Annotated in this window: 13 protein-coding genes and 1 tRNA gene; 9 read left to right on the top strand and 5 right to left on the bottom strand. The window is 70.0% G+C overall.

Annotated features, from left to right (window positions below; translation table 11 throughout):
* Nucleotides 1-156: 156 nt before the first annotated feature.
* Complete coding sequence (locus tag AB0I43_RS09175) at nucleotides 157-396, top strand: helix-turn-helix domain-containing protein (RefSeq protein WP_357431617.1); 240 nt, start codon at nucleotides 157-159, stop codon at nucleotides 394-396.
* A gap of 259 nt (nucleotides 397-655) precedes the next feature.
* Nucleotides 656-1,858 carry a tyrosine-type recombinase/integrase gene (locus AB0I43_RS09170; RefSeq protein WP_357431615.1) on the top strand — a complete coding sequence of 401 codons (1,203 nt, stop codon included), beginning with the start codon at nucleotides 656-658 and terminating at the stop codon, nucleotides 1,856-1,858.
* Between the two features lie 77 nt (nucleotides 1,859-1,935).
* On the opposite strand, the gene AB0I43_RS09165 is transcribed toward AB0I43_RS09170, so the two are convergent.
* Nucleotides 1,936-2,008: transfer RNA gene (locus AB0I43_RS09165), tRNA-Ala, on the bottom strand.
* A 123-nt stretch (nucleotides 2,009-2,131) separates the two neighbouring features.
* On the opposite strand from AB0I43_RS09165, the gene AB0I43_RS09160 reads away from it, so the two are divergent.
* Nucleotides 2,132-3,556 carry a DUF222 domain-containing protein gene (locus AB0I43_RS09160; RefSeq protein WP_356976789.1) on the top strand — a complete coding sequence of 475 codons (1,425 nt, stop codon included), beginning with the start codon at nucleotides 2,132-2,134 and terminating at the stop codon, nucleotides 3,554-3,556.
* A gap of 3 nt (nucleotides 3,557-3,559) precedes the next feature.
* Here AB0I43_RS09160 and AB0I43_RS09155 read toward each other — a convergent pair whose 3' ends face one another.
* From AB0I43_RS09155 to pgm, 3 genes are all read right to left on the bottom strand, one after another.
* Nucleotides 3,560-4,264 carry a thioredoxin domain-containing protein gene (locus AB0I43_RS09155; RefSeq protein WP_356976791.1) on the bottom strand — a complete coding sequence of 235 codons (705 nt, stop codon included), beginning with the start codon at nucleotides 4,262-4,264 and terminating at the stop codon, nucleotides 3,560-3,562.
* 96 nt (nucleotides 4,265-4,360) lie between these two features.
* The gene (locus AB0I43_RS09150) at nucleotides 4,361-5,605 is read right to left on the bottom strand and encodes an MFS transporter (RefSeq protein ID WP_356977023.1); all 1,245 of its coding nucleotides are present in this window, start codon (nucleotides 5,603-5,605) and stop codon (nucleotides 4,361-4,363) included.
* A gap of 211 nt (nucleotides 5,606-5,816) precedes the next feature.
* Nucleotides 5,817-7,460, bottom strand: coding sequence for a phosphoglucomutase (alpha-D-glucose-1,6-bisphosphate-dependent) (gene pgm / locus AB0I43_RS09145; RefSeq protein WP_356976792.1), 1,644 nt, complete (start codon nucleotides 7,458-7,460; stop codon nucleotides 5,817-5,819).
* 841 nt (nucleotides 7,461-8,301) lie between these two features.
* Here pgm and AB0I43_RS09140 point away from each other — a divergent pair.
* The 6 genes from AB0I43_RS09140 to AB0I43_RS09115 all read left to right on the top strand — a co-directional run bounded on the left by AB0I43_RS09140 (nucleotide 8,302) and on the right by AB0I43_RS09115 (nucleotide 13,790).
* Nucleotides 8,302-9,609 carry a lipase family protein gene (locus AB0I43_RS09140; protein WP_357431613.1) on the top strand — a complete coding sequence of 436 codons (1,308 nt, stop codon included), beginning with the start codon at nucleotides 8,302-8,304 and terminating at the stop codon, nucleotides 9,607-9,609.
* A 64-nt stretch (nucleotides 9,610-9,673) separates the two neighbouring features.
* A complete protein-coding gene (locus AB0I43_RS09135; protein ID WP_356976795.1) occupies nucleotides 9,674-10,342 on the top strand; it encodes a helix-turn-helix domain-containing protein in 669 nt (222 codons plus the stop codon).
* 58 nt (nucleotides 10,343-10,400) lie between these two features.
* On the top strand, nucleotides 10,401-11,699 hold the full coding sequence (locus AB0I43_RS09130) for a D-arabinono-1,4-lactone oxidase (protein ID WP_356976797.1): 1,299 nt from the start codon (nucleotides 10,401-10,403) through the stop codon (nucleotides 11,697-11,699).
* Nucleotides 11,700-11,807: 108 nt separating this feature from the next.
* Nucleotides 11,808-12,710 carry an oxygenase MpaB family protein gene (locus tag AB0I43_RS09125; protein WP_356976798.1) on the top strand — a complete coding sequence of 301 codons (903 nt, stop codon included), beginning with the start codon at nucleotides 11,808-11,810 and terminating at the stop codon, nucleotides 12,708-12,710.
* A gap of 226 nt (nucleotides 12,711-12,936) precedes the next feature.
* Nucleotides 12,937-13,347, top strand: a complete 411-nt coding sequence (locus tag AB0I43_RS09120) for an arsenate reductase ArsC (protein ID WP_356976800.1) — start codon at nucleotides 12,937-12,939, stop codon at nucleotides 13,345-13,347.
* A gap of 50 nt (nucleotides 13,348-13,397) precedes the next feature.
* Nucleotides 13,398-13,790 (top strand): VOC family protein, encoded by a 393-nt coding sequence (locus AB0I43_RS09115; RefSeq protein ID WP_356976801.1) that lies wholly within the window; start codon nucleotides 13,398-13,400, stop codon nucleotides 13,788-13,790.
* 4 nt (nucleotides 13,791-13,794) lie between these two features.
* Here AB0I43_RS09115 and AB0I43_RS09110 read toward each other — a convergent pair whose 3' ends face one another.
* Complete coding sequence (locus AB0I43_RS09110; protein ID WP_356976803.1) at nucleotides 13,795-14,499, bottom strand: helix-turn-helix domain-containing protein; 705 nt, start codon at nucleotides 14,497-14,499, stop codon at nucleotides 13,795-13,797.

Genomic DNA, 14,499 nt, shown 5'->3' with positions numbered 1-14,499 from the left:
GTAGGCCCGGCCTCGCGCGAATCAGTCGCAGCCCATGCTCGTAGAACTGCTTAACGGCACCAACTACCCCGCAGCAGCTAGCGCATTCGTCCGGGATCCGGTTCTATGGGAATGAAGGGATGACTTACGGATCGGCCTACGAGGCGAGGCCAGACAGTGAACCCTGAAGAAGCTTCCACATACCGCAGCTTGTTGCAGCTCCTGCAGAGCAGCCCCACGGTATCCGTCACCGACACCGCCCAACTCCTGGGCATCGGCAGATCCACCATCTATGCCGCGGTGAAGTCCGGGGAAGTGCCCGCAGTGCGGATCGGCAATCGCGTGCGCATTCCCTCCCGATGGGTCCGCGAAATCCTCCAACTGCAAGCAGATTACGAGGACAACCCAACCCAGTAGGCGCACGGGCCCGACGCTTGCTAGCAGCACGTGCCACGACGTCGTTTCTACCGACGATCTACAGAAACGCGGCCTTCCTAGGTACACCTCCAGCATTTCGGCGTCTCGGTGTTGTTTCGCTGCCTAGACCGTATGCCCAGCGCAGCCGAAGCTGTCGCACTCACTCTCCGCCAGATGTCGCAAACCCAACATCCGCTCGCTCCGGGGACTCCACCCCTGATCCGAATACGCTCCACAGTCGAACCAGGAGGTTTCAGGCTTGAACAACGCCGAGATTTCGAGAAAGTCGCGTCGAGCCGAACCGATCAACACCCATACCGCCAAGAACGGCAAGAAGTCGTACTGGTTTCAGATCGATGTCGGTGTGCGCTCGGACGGTCGGCGTGAACGCCAGCGGTTCACCTACGACACCCTCAAACAAGCGCGTGGTGAGTACCGGCGGATCAGCGTCGCCGTCGCTTCCGGAACATTTGTCGGCCGAGTCGATGCCACGGTGTCGGCGGCGTGCGACGACTGGCTGCGGTCCCGCCGCGACATCAGGAAGAACACCTTTCGGAACTACAGGGATTCGCTGAAGTACGTCAAGCGCGATCTCGGGGACCTGAAGCTCCAAGCTCTGCGGGAGAGCCACGTGGAGGAATGGGTCTCCATGATGCTGGAGTCGGGGTCGATGAAGGGTAGTCCGCTGGCGCCGGCCACGGTCCGGCTGGCACTGGTGATGCTGCAGCAGGTGACGCAGTACGCGGTCCGGCAAGGTCTTCTTTCCCGTGACCCGGCCGAATCCGTGAAAGCTCCACGCCAGCGGCCCACCAAACTCACCGCCGCGGATGTGTGGACGGTGCAGCAGGTGGAAATCTTCGCTGCGAGGGCGCGCGAGGATCGGTTCCACGCGCTGTTCCTCTTGTCCTGCTACGGACTCCGGCGCTCGGAAGTGTGTGGCCTGCGCTGGAGCGACGTGGATCTGACCCGAGCCACGATCAGTGTCGAGCAGAGCCATGTCGAAGTCGAGGGCAAGGAGCACGCGGTCGACGAGCCCAAGACCGAGCGTTCACGCCGGACACTGCCGCTACCGGCAGACGTCGCCGCTGCCCTGCAAGCCCTGAAGCTCCGGCAAAAGGCCGAAAGCCTTGCCCTCGGGCGACAGTGGGACGCGACCCGGCACCTGTGCTCGGACCAGAGCGGCCAGGCGGTGCTGCCCCGGACCTACACCGGATGGTTCCACCGCATTCGCCTCGCGGCGCAGCTGCCCCGCATCACGTTGCGGAACCTGCGGCACACGTCGGTCTCGATCATGCTGCATCTCGGTGTTCCGGCATCGACTGTCGCTGCCTGGCACGGGCACGAGGTGCGGATGACGACCGGTGTCTACAACCGCGTCTACGACGAGGGCCTCGCTGCCGCCGCGGCCGCGGTGTTCGGCGCGGTCGACCGGAGTGGGGGAAGTCGGTGCTCCGGCGCTTAGGCAAGCTCTTGGCAAGTTGGGCTCGGGCGAAAAGAAAGACCCGGTCGTGAGACCGGGTCTGACCTGCGGAAAACGGGTGGAGCTAAGGGGACTCGAACCCCTGACCCCCACACTGCCAGTGTGGTGCGCTACCAGCTGCGCCATAGCCCCTTGGTGGACGCTCCCGAGCTTCCCCGTTCGCGCTTGAATGAAGTTACACGACGTGGTGTGTGGAAACCAAATCGCCTAGATATGGGCTGGCGGGTGGGGTTTTGCGGGGGTACAGTCGAACACATGTTCGATACGAATCGGGTGGCTGACCTGGACTTCGGGGGCATGGGTGACGAAGAACTCATCGGGGCGCTGCGGGCGGTGCACGGGGTGGCGGCGGCCGCGCAGGCGGCCGAGGTGCGGGCGGTGCGGGAGTTGTATCGGCGGCATCGGGCGGGGAGTGCGCAGCCGGGGCCGGGTGGGGTGCGGGCCGGGGAGTTCGCGGCCGGGGAGGCGGCGGTGGCGCTGCAGTCCGATGAGGGGACTGCGGCGGCGCTGATCGATGTGGCGCTGGTGCTGGAGGAGTCGTTGCCGCGGACGCGGGCGGCGTTCGCGGCGGGGCGGATCGATCTGGCGAAGGTGCGCGTGATCGTGGACAGCACGCGCGGGTTGGGTGCGGAGTTGGTCGAGGTGCTGGAGCCGCGGCTGCTGGAGGCGGCGGGGCGGACCAATCCGGCGCGGTTGCGGCAGGCGGCGCGGCGGTGGGCGTTGCGGCTGGATCCGCAGGGGGCGCAGCGGCGGCGGGAGGAGCGGCAGGAGGAGCGCGACGTCCGGATCCGGGCCGTGCAGGACGGCATGGCGGTGTTCGACGGGCTGCTGCCCGCGCCGGGCGCGCAGACGGTGGCGATGCGGTTGCGGGAGATGAGTCTGCAAGTGTGCGCGCAGGATCCGCGGACGATGGCGCAGCGGCGCGCGGACGCGCTGGTGGCGCTGGCGGACGGGTCGGGCCAGCTGCGGTGCGGGTGCGGGCGGGCGGATCGGTGCCCGGCCCGGAGTCCGGTCGCGCCGCCGCGCCGGCCGCTGATCCAGATCGGGATTCCGGCGGATTCGCTGCTGGGGATGCAGGAGGCGCCGGCGTTTCTGGCGGGGTACGGGCCGATCGACGCGGCGCTGGCGCGGTTGCTCGCCGAGCACGCCCGGTTCGAGATGATCCCGGAGCGCATCGCGGCGAGCGCGCGTGAGGTTCGCGCGGTGGACGGGATGTGCCGGTTCCCGGGCTGCGTGCTGCCCGCGGCGGAATGCGAGGTGGACGGCAAGCCGGGGCGAGCGGCGTCTGCGGCGGAATGCGAGATGGACGGCAGACCGGGCCGAGCGGCGTCGGGGGCGGGGCTGATCGTGCTGTGCAGTCGGCACCATCGCTTGAAATCCTTGGCGGACATCAAGAAACAACCGTGGCGGATCGTGCACGAGGACGGCGACAGCCTGCGTTGGACGGCGCCGACGGGTGCGGCGCACACCACCGTGCGCGAGGGCGCGCGCTATCTGTTCCCGCACACCGATACCGACGCACCGGCCCCGATCACGCCGAGTTCGCCACCGGAGGCGCCGCGGTCACCCGTGGACCGTCCGACGCCCGAGGAACTGGCCTACCCCGTAGCGGGGCATTTCCCGCTGCACGGCCGGCTGCGCGGGATCGCCCCCGAGGACGACATTCCCGAGCAAAGTTAGAGCTCAGCCCGCGATTTCGGCGACCCAGTTCTGGTTGGTCAAATCCACCTTGTTCGTGCCGTCGAAAATCGAAGGGGTGGAAACCGTTCCGTCGTTCACCTGACGCAACGCCGCGGTGGCGGTGTCGGCGTGCGCCTTGGCCGCCTCGACCTTCGCGCCCGAGCGGACGCACTGCACCGCGTCGGCGGGCGCGCCGGCCGACGCGGCGAGGTCGGCCAGCTGCTGGTTGTCGAGATCCTTGTCGCCGCCCTCCGCGGGCTGATCGGTCACGAACAGCGCGTGCTGGAACTTGGCGTAGGCCGGTCCGGAACCGGCGGCCGCGACGCATTCGAAGGCGGCGATGGCGCGGGTGGAGTAGTCGCCGCTCTTGGACTGCTTGTTCAGGAAGTTGACGTAGTGGTAGCGGACGGCGAGTTTGCCCTCGTCCAGCTTCTGGGCCAGCTCCTGCCCGTACGCCTTCTCGATCTGGCCGCAGGCGGGGCACATCGGGTCCTCGTAGGCGTCGATCGTCTTCGGGGCGTCGGGGCGACCGAGCAGGACGACGCCGTCCGCGCCCAGCACCGACACGACGGCGGCGTCGCGCACCGAGCCGTAGCCGTCGTTGCGCGTGGCGAGCGGCTCGTCGCGGCTGGACCGCACCAGCAGGATGACGACCACGACCATGGCCAGCGCGAGCGCGCCGAGCACGTAGGTGGTGGTGTTCGACACGGGCCGCGGAGTGTACTTCGGACGCGATTCGCTCACCCTTGACACTCTGCCGCACCGGCCCGGCCCGCGTGCCGCCGGGCCGATCGGACACGCGGGTCAGCGCGCCGGGACCTCGAGTGGTTCGGGTTCGTCGAGCGCGCTGCCGGAGCGCCGCATCGGTTCCGGCACCAGCGCCCACACCACCGCGGCCGCGGCGAGCAGCGCACCGGTGGCGGTCAACGCCACCGCGTAGGAGGTGTATTCGGCCAGCGCGCCGACCGATACCGCGCCGAGCACGGTGCCCAGATCCGCCGACATCTGGAAGCCGGCCAGCACCGGCCCGCCGCGCGCCTTGGGGCCGATGATGTCGGCGAGGGCGGCCTGCTGGCTGGGAGTCAGCATGCCGGAACCGATTCCGGCGATCACTGAGGTGATCAGCAGCCAGGCCAGGTTCGGGGCGAAGCCGAGTCCGGCGGTGCCCAGCGCGCACACGGCCGCGCCGGCGATCAGGAACGGTTTGCGCCCGAAGCGATCCGAGCCGCGCCCGGCCAGGAACAGCACGGCCACATTGCCCGCCGCGAACGCCGTCAGCGCGACGCCCGCCATGCCACTGGGCAACTTCAGCACCTCGACGACCAGCAGCGGCACCAGCGCCATGCGCACGCCGAAGATGGCGGCGCCGTTGGCGAAGTTCGACCACAGCACCGCGCGGTACTCCGGACGGACCAGCGCCTGCCGGAACGACATCACCTGCAGCACGCCGTGCACCTCCGGCGCGGCCAGTGTCGAATTCCGCAGCGCCAGATAGACCGCGAGCGTCACCACCAGCAGCGCGGCCGCGTAGATGAGGAACGGGGCGCGCACGCCGAGCCCGGCCAGCGCGCCGCCCAGCAGCGGGCCGCTGATCGATCCGACCAGGAAGCTGGTCGACCAGACCCCGGAGACTCGGCCGCGCTCCTGCGGCGGCGACATCCGGATCACCAGGGCCAGCGCGGACACCGTGAACATGGTCGACCCGATACCGCCGACCGAGCGCAACACCAGCAGCTGCCAATAGGTCTGGGCCAGCGCGCTCGCACCGGTCGACACCGCGACGATGAGCAGCCCGCTGAGATAGACCCAGCGCTCCCCCAGCTTCTGCACCAGCCGCCCGCTGAACGGCGCGAACAGCAGCCGCATCAACGCGAAAGCGCTCACGATCGCGGACGCGGCCGCCACACCGACGCCGAAGCTGCGCGCGAACTGCGGCAGCACCGGCGCGACCAGGCCGAACCCGAGGGCGATGACGAACGATCCGCCGACCAGCACCCAGATCTCCACCGGCAGCGGATCGGGCCGCTTACGCCCCGGCCGTACGTCCACGGCGGGAACCAGGTCGTCCACCGCGGCCACGGCCCCGTTGCTCGCCGGGTCGCCGGTCACCGAATCCACCGGCGGCACCGCCTGATCCGGCCCCTGCGCGCGGCTCACCGTCGCGTGCTCGCTTCGCGGGTCCGCCGCACCGGCGACCGGGTAGCCGGGCACGCCCGGTCTACAGCCCGATCCCTCGCTCGACTCGGACCCGGCTGCCCGCTTACTTGGCACCGGACAGCGCCTGCTTGACCATTTCCTCCGCGGCGCCCTGCACCTGGGTCAGGTGGTCGGGCCCGTGGAACGATTCGGCGTAGATCTTGTACTTGTCCTCGGTGCCGGAGGGGCGGGCGGCGAACCACGCGTTCTCGGTGGTCACCTTCAATCCGCCCAGCGGCGCGCCGTTACCGCGGGCTCGGGTGAGGACGGCGGTGATCGGTTCGCCCGCGATCTCGGTGCTGGCAATCATGTCCGGGTTCAACTTCGCCAGGCGGTCTTTCTGTTCCGCGCTGGCGGGCGCGTCGATCCGAGCGTAGGCGGGGCTGCCGTAGCGGCGCTCCAATTCGACGTAGCGCGCGGACGGGCTCTGCCCGGTGACGGCGGCGATCTCCGCGGCCAGCAGGGCCAGCAGGATGCCGTCCTTGTCGGTGGTCCAGACCGTGCCGTCGTGGCGCAGGAACGACGCGCCCGCGCTCTCCTCGCCGCCGAAAGCCAGGCTGCCACTGAACAACCCGGGGACGAACCATTTGAACCCGACCGGCACCTCGTACACGTCGCGGCCGAGGACGCCGACGACCCGGTCGATCATCGAGGAGGTCACCACGGTCTTGCCGATCTTGGTGAGCGCGTCCCAGCCCATCCGGTTCGCCACCAGGTATTCGATGGCGACGGCCAGGAAGTGGTTGGGGTTCATCAATCCGCCGTCGGGGGTGACGATGCCGTGCCGGTCGGCGTCGGCGTCGTTGCCGGTGGAGATGTCGTAGTCGTCCTTGATTGCCACCAGCGCCGCCATCGCGTAGCGCGAGGACGGGTCCATCCGGATCTTGCCGTCCGAATCCAGCGTCATGAACCGCCAGGTCGGGTCGACGAACGGGTTGACCACCTCGAGTTCGAGGTCGTAGCGCTGCCCGATCTCCTCCCAGTAGTCGACGCTGGCGCCGCCCATCGGATCGGCGCCCAGCCGGATGCCGGCACCGCGAATCGCGTCCAGGTTCAGCACGTTCGGCAGGTCGGCGATGTAGTGGTCGAGGTAGTCGTAGCGCTCGACCAGGGTGCGCATGGCGTTGCGCAGCGTGGTGCGCTTGACCTCGGTGAGCCCGGCGCGCAGGAGTTCGTTGGCGCGGTCGGCGATGGCGTCGGTGGCGACGGTGTCGGCCGGGCCGCCGTGCGGTGGGTTGTATTTGATGCCGCCGTCGCGGGGCGGATTGTGCGAGGGCGTGACCACGATGCCGTCGGCCTGATGCTTGGTGCGGCGCTTGTTGTGGCGCAGCACGGCGTGACTGAGCACCGGCGTGGGGGTGTAGCGGTCGCGCGCGTCGACGACGGCGGTGACGCCGTTGCCCGCCAGCACCTCGAGCACGGTGGTCCAGGCCGGTTCGGACAGCGCGTGCGTATCGCGGGCCAGGTATACCGGCCCGGTGATGCCGCGCGTGGCCCGGTATTCCACGACCGCCTGGGTGATGGCCAGGATGTGCGCCTCGTTGAACGCGGTGTCGAGGCTGGAGCCGCGATGGCCCGAGGTGCCGAACACCACCTGCTGCGCCGGTTCCTTCGGATCCGGGATCCGGCTGTAATAGGCCGTGACCAGGTGCGCGATATCCTCGAGGTCGGTCGGGCGCGCGGGACGCCCGGCTCGATCATGGGCCATGCTCGGGTCTCCCTTCAGGGTCGGCTGCGCCCGGCTCGTCATCAGGATCATGTCGGCGACCCGGGGAGCACCGGCGCGGCGGACACCGCGGTCGGGGCGGTCGCCGCCGAACCGACAATGTTAACGGTCGCGCTGCCGCGGGGCAGCAAGGAACCGAAACGCGGCGATACGTCCCGATCGAGGCAACCCCGGGCGGGTGCGCCGAGCACCAGCGGTTCCGCGCTCATCGGCCGACCCCCTTCCCGTCTCGTCGTTCCCAGTTCGCTCTGCCGTTCCGCCCCCGCGCCCTCGACCACCGCGGGCCTGCCGGGCCGCGCGCCACCGCGGCCGTGGCCGCCACCGTTCCCCCCGAGATAGCCGAGTGCCCCGGCCGCATCACCAGATCCGTGCAGTCTACGAATCTCTGCGCCGTAGGTCGAAAACGTAGTGAAGCCACCTAAGGATTCGGGGGCCCAACGCGACTCTGGCAGCCACTCGGCAACCTTCACTTCGGCGCCCCTGCCCGGCAGGGTTCCCGGCGTGCAACAGCCTACGAGGCCGATCATGATCGCCCGCGGTGGGCAGTGTCCGGGCGACCCCGGCGCGGACCCGAGCGCTCGCGCGCGCCCCGGGGCCGCCGGCCACCCGACGGCAGCGGTTCGGGTCCGAGAACCCATGTCCTGACCTCCTGCCGCGCCGAATGTCATCGCGCAGCATGGTATCGGTAGGACCGCACGGTACGGTCCCCAGGGGACGTCCCACCGCGGCAGCGGTCGCCGGGCGCACCCGTTCCACACCGCAGGACCCCGAAGGTTTCGCCGAAGTCCCACCGACCCCGAACCCCCTCATACCGGGAGCGAAGATGGCGGCACGACAGGCAGTTTCGAGCACCGGTCACGACCCGGCGGGCAGGTCACCGCAAATCTTCAGCGTGCACTCGCTGCGCCGGCTGGCGCTGCGCGCGCTGACAGTCGTTGCGGCGAGCACGCTTTCGGCGGGGCTGCTGGGCGCGCCGCCCGCGTCCGCCGCGATCTACCCCGTCCCGGACCCCGATCCCTTCTACTGGGCGCCGCCGGATCTGGCCGGTTTCCAGCCGGGCGACATCGTGCGCAGCCGCCCGATCCGCGCCGACGGCTTCCCGGGCGCGACCGGCTGGCAGTTGCTGTTCCGCTCCAGCGATTCCCACGACAACCCGATCGCCGCGGTCACCACCGTGCTCGTCCCGATGGGCGGCGCGGGCAGCAGCGACACCGGCAGCGCCGGCGGCGCGCCGCTGCTGTCCTACCAGCCGTTCGTCAATTCGCTGGGGACGCAGTGCGCGCCGTCGCACAGCCTGTTCAACGGCGAGATGCAGGAGGCGGTGGCGCTGAACATTCCGCTGGCGCGCGGCTGGGCCGTCAATATCCCGGATCACCTCGGACCCACCAGCGCCTACGGCGCGGCCCGGCTCGGCGGGCGGATCACCCTCGACAGCATTCGCGCGGCCCGGCGCTTCGAGCCGGCCCATCTCGGCAACAGCCGGGTCGGGCTGACCGGCTACTCCGGCGGCGGCATGGCCACCGGTTTCGCGGCGGCGCTCGCGCCCGAGTACGCGCCGGAGCTGCCGATCGTCGGCGTCGCCCAGGGCGGGGTGCCGGTGAACATCGGCAAGCTCGCCCTCGAGGCGGGCCAGACGCCGCATCCGCTGTTCGGTCTGGGTTTCGCCGCCGCGATCGGCCTGGAGCGGGAGTACCCCGGCGAGGTGGGGATGGGTCCGCAGCTCAACGACGCGGGCAACGCGCTGCGCAACCAGATCGCGAACGCCTGTTCCGCCGAGATCATCGCGGCGGGCGCGAACCGCAGCTTCTACGACGTGTTCAAGCCGGGAGCGACCCAGGCGGGCCTGAGCCAGGTGGACCCGACCCTGATCCGGGTGCTGCACGAGAACAGCCTGGAGACCGTGCCCAGCGTGCCGCGCGCACCGGTCTACCAATGGCACGGCGACGCCGATCAGGTCAACCCGAACCTGGTGCGCGAGCTCGGCGGCCGCTATTGCGCGGCGGGCACGCCGCTGCTGCTGGAGATGGTGCCGGGCGCCGATCACGCGACCGCGGTCATCCCGGGCCTGCCGCACGCGTTCATGTACATGTCCGACCGGTTCGCGGGCCTGCCCGCGCCCAGCAACTGCTGAGTGTCCCGGGGCGAAGGCGGAGAGCAACCCTCCGCTTAAGCCGCCCCGGGGTTAGCATGAAGACGTGAACCAGGCCACGACTCCCGCACCGCCGCGGCGCCTGCGCGCCGACGCCGCCCGCAATCAGCAGCGCATCGTCGCGGCCGCGAGCGAACTGTTCGCCGAGCACGGACTGGAGATCACCCTCGACGACGTGGCCGAACGCGCGGGGGTCGGCGTCGGCACGGTCTACCGCCGCTTCGCCAACAAGAAGGAACTGATCGCCGAGGTCTTCGCCCAGAAGATCGACGAGTTCGCGGTCGCCGCCGAGGAGGCCGCGCGCCACGACGATCCGTGGCTGGGGGTGGTGCAGTTCTTCGAGTACGCCTGCACGCATCTGGCCCGTAACCGCGGCTTCAGCGACGTCCTGCTGGAGCTCGAGGACGATCTGGAGCGGTTCACACAGGTCCGCGATCGGATCAAGCCGACGATCGAGTTGCTGATCGAGCGGGCGCAGCGGGCGGGCGCGCTGGCGCCGGGCATCGAGCCGTCGGACTTCTTCGCACTCGTCCACATGGTCGACGCGGTGGGCGAATTCGCCCGCCCGATCAACCCCGACACCTGGCAGCGCTACATGGCGATCGCGCTCAACGGCATGCGCTCGGACGCGATGCCGCGCCGCCCGCTGCCGGTGCCGCCACTGACCGACGCCGAGGTCGAGCAGGCCAAGGGCTGCGCCGGCCGGCGCCGCTAGCGGCCGAAAAACATCCTGAGGGTAGCGCAGGTCACATCATTCCCCTAAAGTTGGTCACATGACCAATTCGTGGGTGAACTGGGCTGGAGACCAACGGTGTGCTCCAGCCGACCTGGCCGCGCCGCGCACGCGCGACGACATCGCCCAGGCCCTGGCCGACGCCGCCGCCGCGGGCCGCACCGTGCGCGTCGCGGGCGCCGGGCACTCCTTCACCGACACCGTGCTCACCGACGGCACGCTGATGAACCTGTCGCACATGAACCGCATCCTCGAGGTCGACAGCGCCACCGGCCTGGTGCGGGTCGAGGGCGGCATCACCCTGAACGCGGCCAGCAACGCGCTGCACGCCGCGGGCCTGGCCTTCCCGAACCTCGGCGACATCGACGTGCAGACCATCGCCGGCGCGACCGCCACCGGCACCCACGGCACCGGCGCGGCCCTGCAGAACATCTCGGCCGCCCTGCACTCGATGGAACTGGTGCTGGCCGACGGCAGCGTGGTGGAACTGAACGAGGCCACCGACCCGGAGGGCTGGCGCGCGGCGCGGGTCGGCCTCGGCGCGCTCGGCGTGGTCAGCGCGGTCACCTTGCAGCTGGTGCCCTCGTTCGTGCTGGAGGGCGTCGAACGCCCGGTGCCGGTCGAGGAGATCCTGGACGATCTGGACGCCCACGTCGACGGCAACGAGCACTTCGAGTTCTACATGTTCGCGCACAGCCCGCTGGCGATGACCAAGCGCAACAACAAGACCGAGTTGCCCGAACAGCCGCGCCCCAAGGCGGTGGACTGGTTCGCCGACATCCTGATGTCGAACCACCTGTTCGACGGCCTGTGCCGGCTCGGCAAATGGCAACCGGGGCTGATCCCGTGGATCCATCGCGGCGCGGCCTACGCGGGCAGCTACCGCCGCCAGGTGGACCGCTCCTATCGAGTCTTCGCCTCCCCCAGGCTGTTCCGCTTCACCGAGATGGAATACGCGATTCCGCGCGAGCATTCGGCCGCGGCCATCCGGGAGATCAAGGCCCTGGCCGCCGAGTTCGAGACGCCGATGCCGATCGAGGTGCGCTGGGTCGCCCCCGACGACGCGTTCCTCTCGCCCGCCGGCGGCCGCGACACCTGCTACATCGCCGTGCACCAGTACCAGGGCATGCCGTGGGAGCCGTTCTTCCGCGCCTGCGAGACGGTGTTCGATCGCTACGCCGGCCGCCCGCACTGGGGTAAGCGGCACTTCCAGACCGCGGCGACGCTGCGCGAGCGGTATCCCGACTGGGACCGGTTCGCCGAGGTGCGCCGGCGCTTCGATCCGAAGGGACTGTTCGCCAATCCCTATCTGGATCAGGTGCTCGGGCCGATCGACTAGGGGTTTTCCGCACGTTTGAGGAACCGGGGTTCCGGGCAGCCTAGAGAATGAGAGGATGTTGGTCTAATCTTCTCATTGTCTTGAAAAGGACGATCAAAGGAGATCGCGATGACCGCCGCCCTCGAAACCACCACCCGGGACCTGCCGTCCCGCTCCCCGATCGGCCCGGGCACCCGGATGTGGGACGAAACCGGGCTCGTCACCTTCTCGCTGACCGCGGGCTCGGCGTTCCTGCTGCAGACAATGGAACCCACGATCTCCGCGGTCGTCGACCGGCACTCCACCTTCCGCACCGACCCGATGGGCCGCGCGCTGCGCAGCATCTCCTCGGTGATGATGTGGGTCTACGGCGGCGACGAAGCGCTCGCCGAGGCCGACCGGCTGCGGACGATGCACGCCTCGCTCAACACCACCGACGCCGCCGGGGTCAAGCACAAGGCGCTGGCCTCCGGGCCGTGGGCCTGGGTGCTGCACACCGGCACCTTCGCCTTCACCGAGAACGCGCGCTACTTCGCGCGCCGCCCGCTCACCTACGCCGAGAAAGAGGCGTACTACCGGGAGACGGTGCAGCTGATGCGCAATTTCTCGGTGGCGCCCAAGGAGATTCCGGAGGACTTCGCCGCGTTCGAGAAGTTCTTCGCCGAGGTCGTCGACAACCACCTGCAGGCCACCGGCACCGCCCGCGACTACCTACGGGTGATCCGGTCGGTCGCGCCGCCCAAGCAGCTGCCGCGCGCGTTCGCGCCGGTATGGAAGGCCGCGGTCGCGCCGATCGGCAAGCTCCAGTACTTCGTCACCGTCGGCACCACCCCCGAGCCGGCCCGCCGCAAGCTCGGACTGACCTGGTCGGAGGCGGACGAGCGCAAGCTGCGGGCGCTGGGCTGGATGATCGCGCGGCTGGTGCCGCTGCTGCCCGAGCGGCTGCGCTACTTCCCGATCGCCTACGAGGCGCGGCGCCTGGAACGCGACCGCGTGCGGTTGCGCAAGATGATCGACCTGCGTCCGCTCTGACTCGGCGCGCCGGGCCCGCGCCGCGGGCCCGGTTTGCCAGAACCCGTCCCGAACTGCACGGCAACCTTTCGGCAAGCCGGAACGCGGCGTGGTGAACGCGCCGGAACCGGCCCATCTGCATGAGACGAGAACCCGTATCCCTTACGCTACGACAGCGTTTGGGCCCAACACCGAGTTGGGCAGACGGCACAGACCTGGTTCGCTCTCATATCCCGAAAGGCGCTCGATGGCCCACACACCCAGTGTGCTGTTCGTCTGCGTGCACAATGCCGGACGCTCCCAGATGGCAGCCGGCTTCCTCACCGCGCTGGCCGGGGATCGCATCGAAGTGCGTTCCGCGGGCAGCGATCCCGGCACCGAGGTGAACCCGATCGCGGTAACGGCCATGGCGGAGGTCGGCATCGACATCGCCGGCGCGACGCCGAGCAAGCTGACCGACGAGGCCGTGGGCGTCTCCGACGTGGTGATCACGATGGGCTGCGGCGACGCCTGTCCGTACTTTCCGGGCATCAGCTATAGAGACTGGGTACTGCCCGATCCCTCGGGCCAGTCCATCGAGGTGGTGCGCACGATCCGGGACCACATCCGGATCCTGGTGGAGAACCTCATCGCGGAACTGGTCCCGGCGCCCCACTGAGTCCATTTTCTTCAAGACCCGGCGCGCGACGGCCTCCTAGAGTTGCCGGCATGACCCCGCAATTGGATTTCCTCAGCATCGTCGTCTCGGACATGGCCGCCGCCGTCGCGTTCTACCAGCGTCTCGGGCTGGCGTTCCCGGCGGGCGCGGCGAGCGAATCACACGTCGAGGCAACGCTTCCCGGCGGTATCCGCGTCGCACTCGACACCGAGGACGTGGTGCGCTCGTTCTATCCCGGCTGGCAGGCCACGCCCGGCGGGGGCCGCATCGGCATGGCGTTCCGGTGTGCCGACGCCGCCGAGGTCGACAGCGTCTTCGCCGCGCTGACCGACGCGGGCTACAAGGGAGAACTCGAACCCTTCGACGCGGGCTGGGGGCAGCGCTACGCCGTCGTGCAGGACCCGGACGGCAACGGCGTCGACCTGTACGCGCCGCTGCCGTGAGCCGTCAGGCGGCCCGGCCCAACAGCGCACCCAGCGGCATGCCCGCGAGTTCGCGTACCTCGCGCGCGAAGTGGGCCTGATCGGCGTACCCCGTCGCGGCCGCCGCCTCCGCGAAGGGCGTGCCCGACCGGGCCGCGGCCAGCGCGCGTTGCAGGCGCAGGATCCGGGCCAGCGTCTTCGGGCCGTAGCCGAAGGCCGCCAGCGAACGCCGGTGCAGCACCCGGGCATGCAGCCCGGCCGACGCGGCGGTCGACGCGACCGAGCGGCCGGCGGCGAGTTCGCGTACCACCTGGCGCAGTACCGGATCCGGCGGCTCGACGACGGCCGCGCGCTCCAGCGCGATGGCCTCCAGGGCGGCCGGGCGATCGGCGGCGGCGGCGACCCGCTCGGTCAGCCTGCGGACCGTCGCGGCGGGCCACAGGTCGGCCAAGTCGACGCGGCGGTCGCGCAGTTCACCGGCGGGCACCCCGAGCAGCGCGGGCGCGGTGCCCGGAAAGAACCGGATGCCCGCCACCCGGGCGCCGGCGCCCATCGCCGGGGTGAACGCGGCGGTGTCCGGGCCCGCGACAGCGAGCCGGCCCTCACGCCAGAGGAGATCCATGCAGCCGTCGGGCAGCACCGGCGCCGACACCGCACCGGCAATGGTGCGCTCCCACACCACGGCCCCGCGCAGTCGCGCGGGTCGCTCCCGGTAGCTGTTGTCGGTCAC

Origin of the sequence: Nocardia sp. NPDC050435 (genome assembly GCF_040655395.1) — a bacterium.
Classification (GTDB): Bacteria; Actinomycetota; Actinomycetes; order Mycobacteriales; family Mycobacteriaceae; genus Nocardia.
The sequence above is the reverse complement of the archived record's forward strand: the minus strand, read 5'-3'. Positions and strand labels throughout refer to the sequence as shown.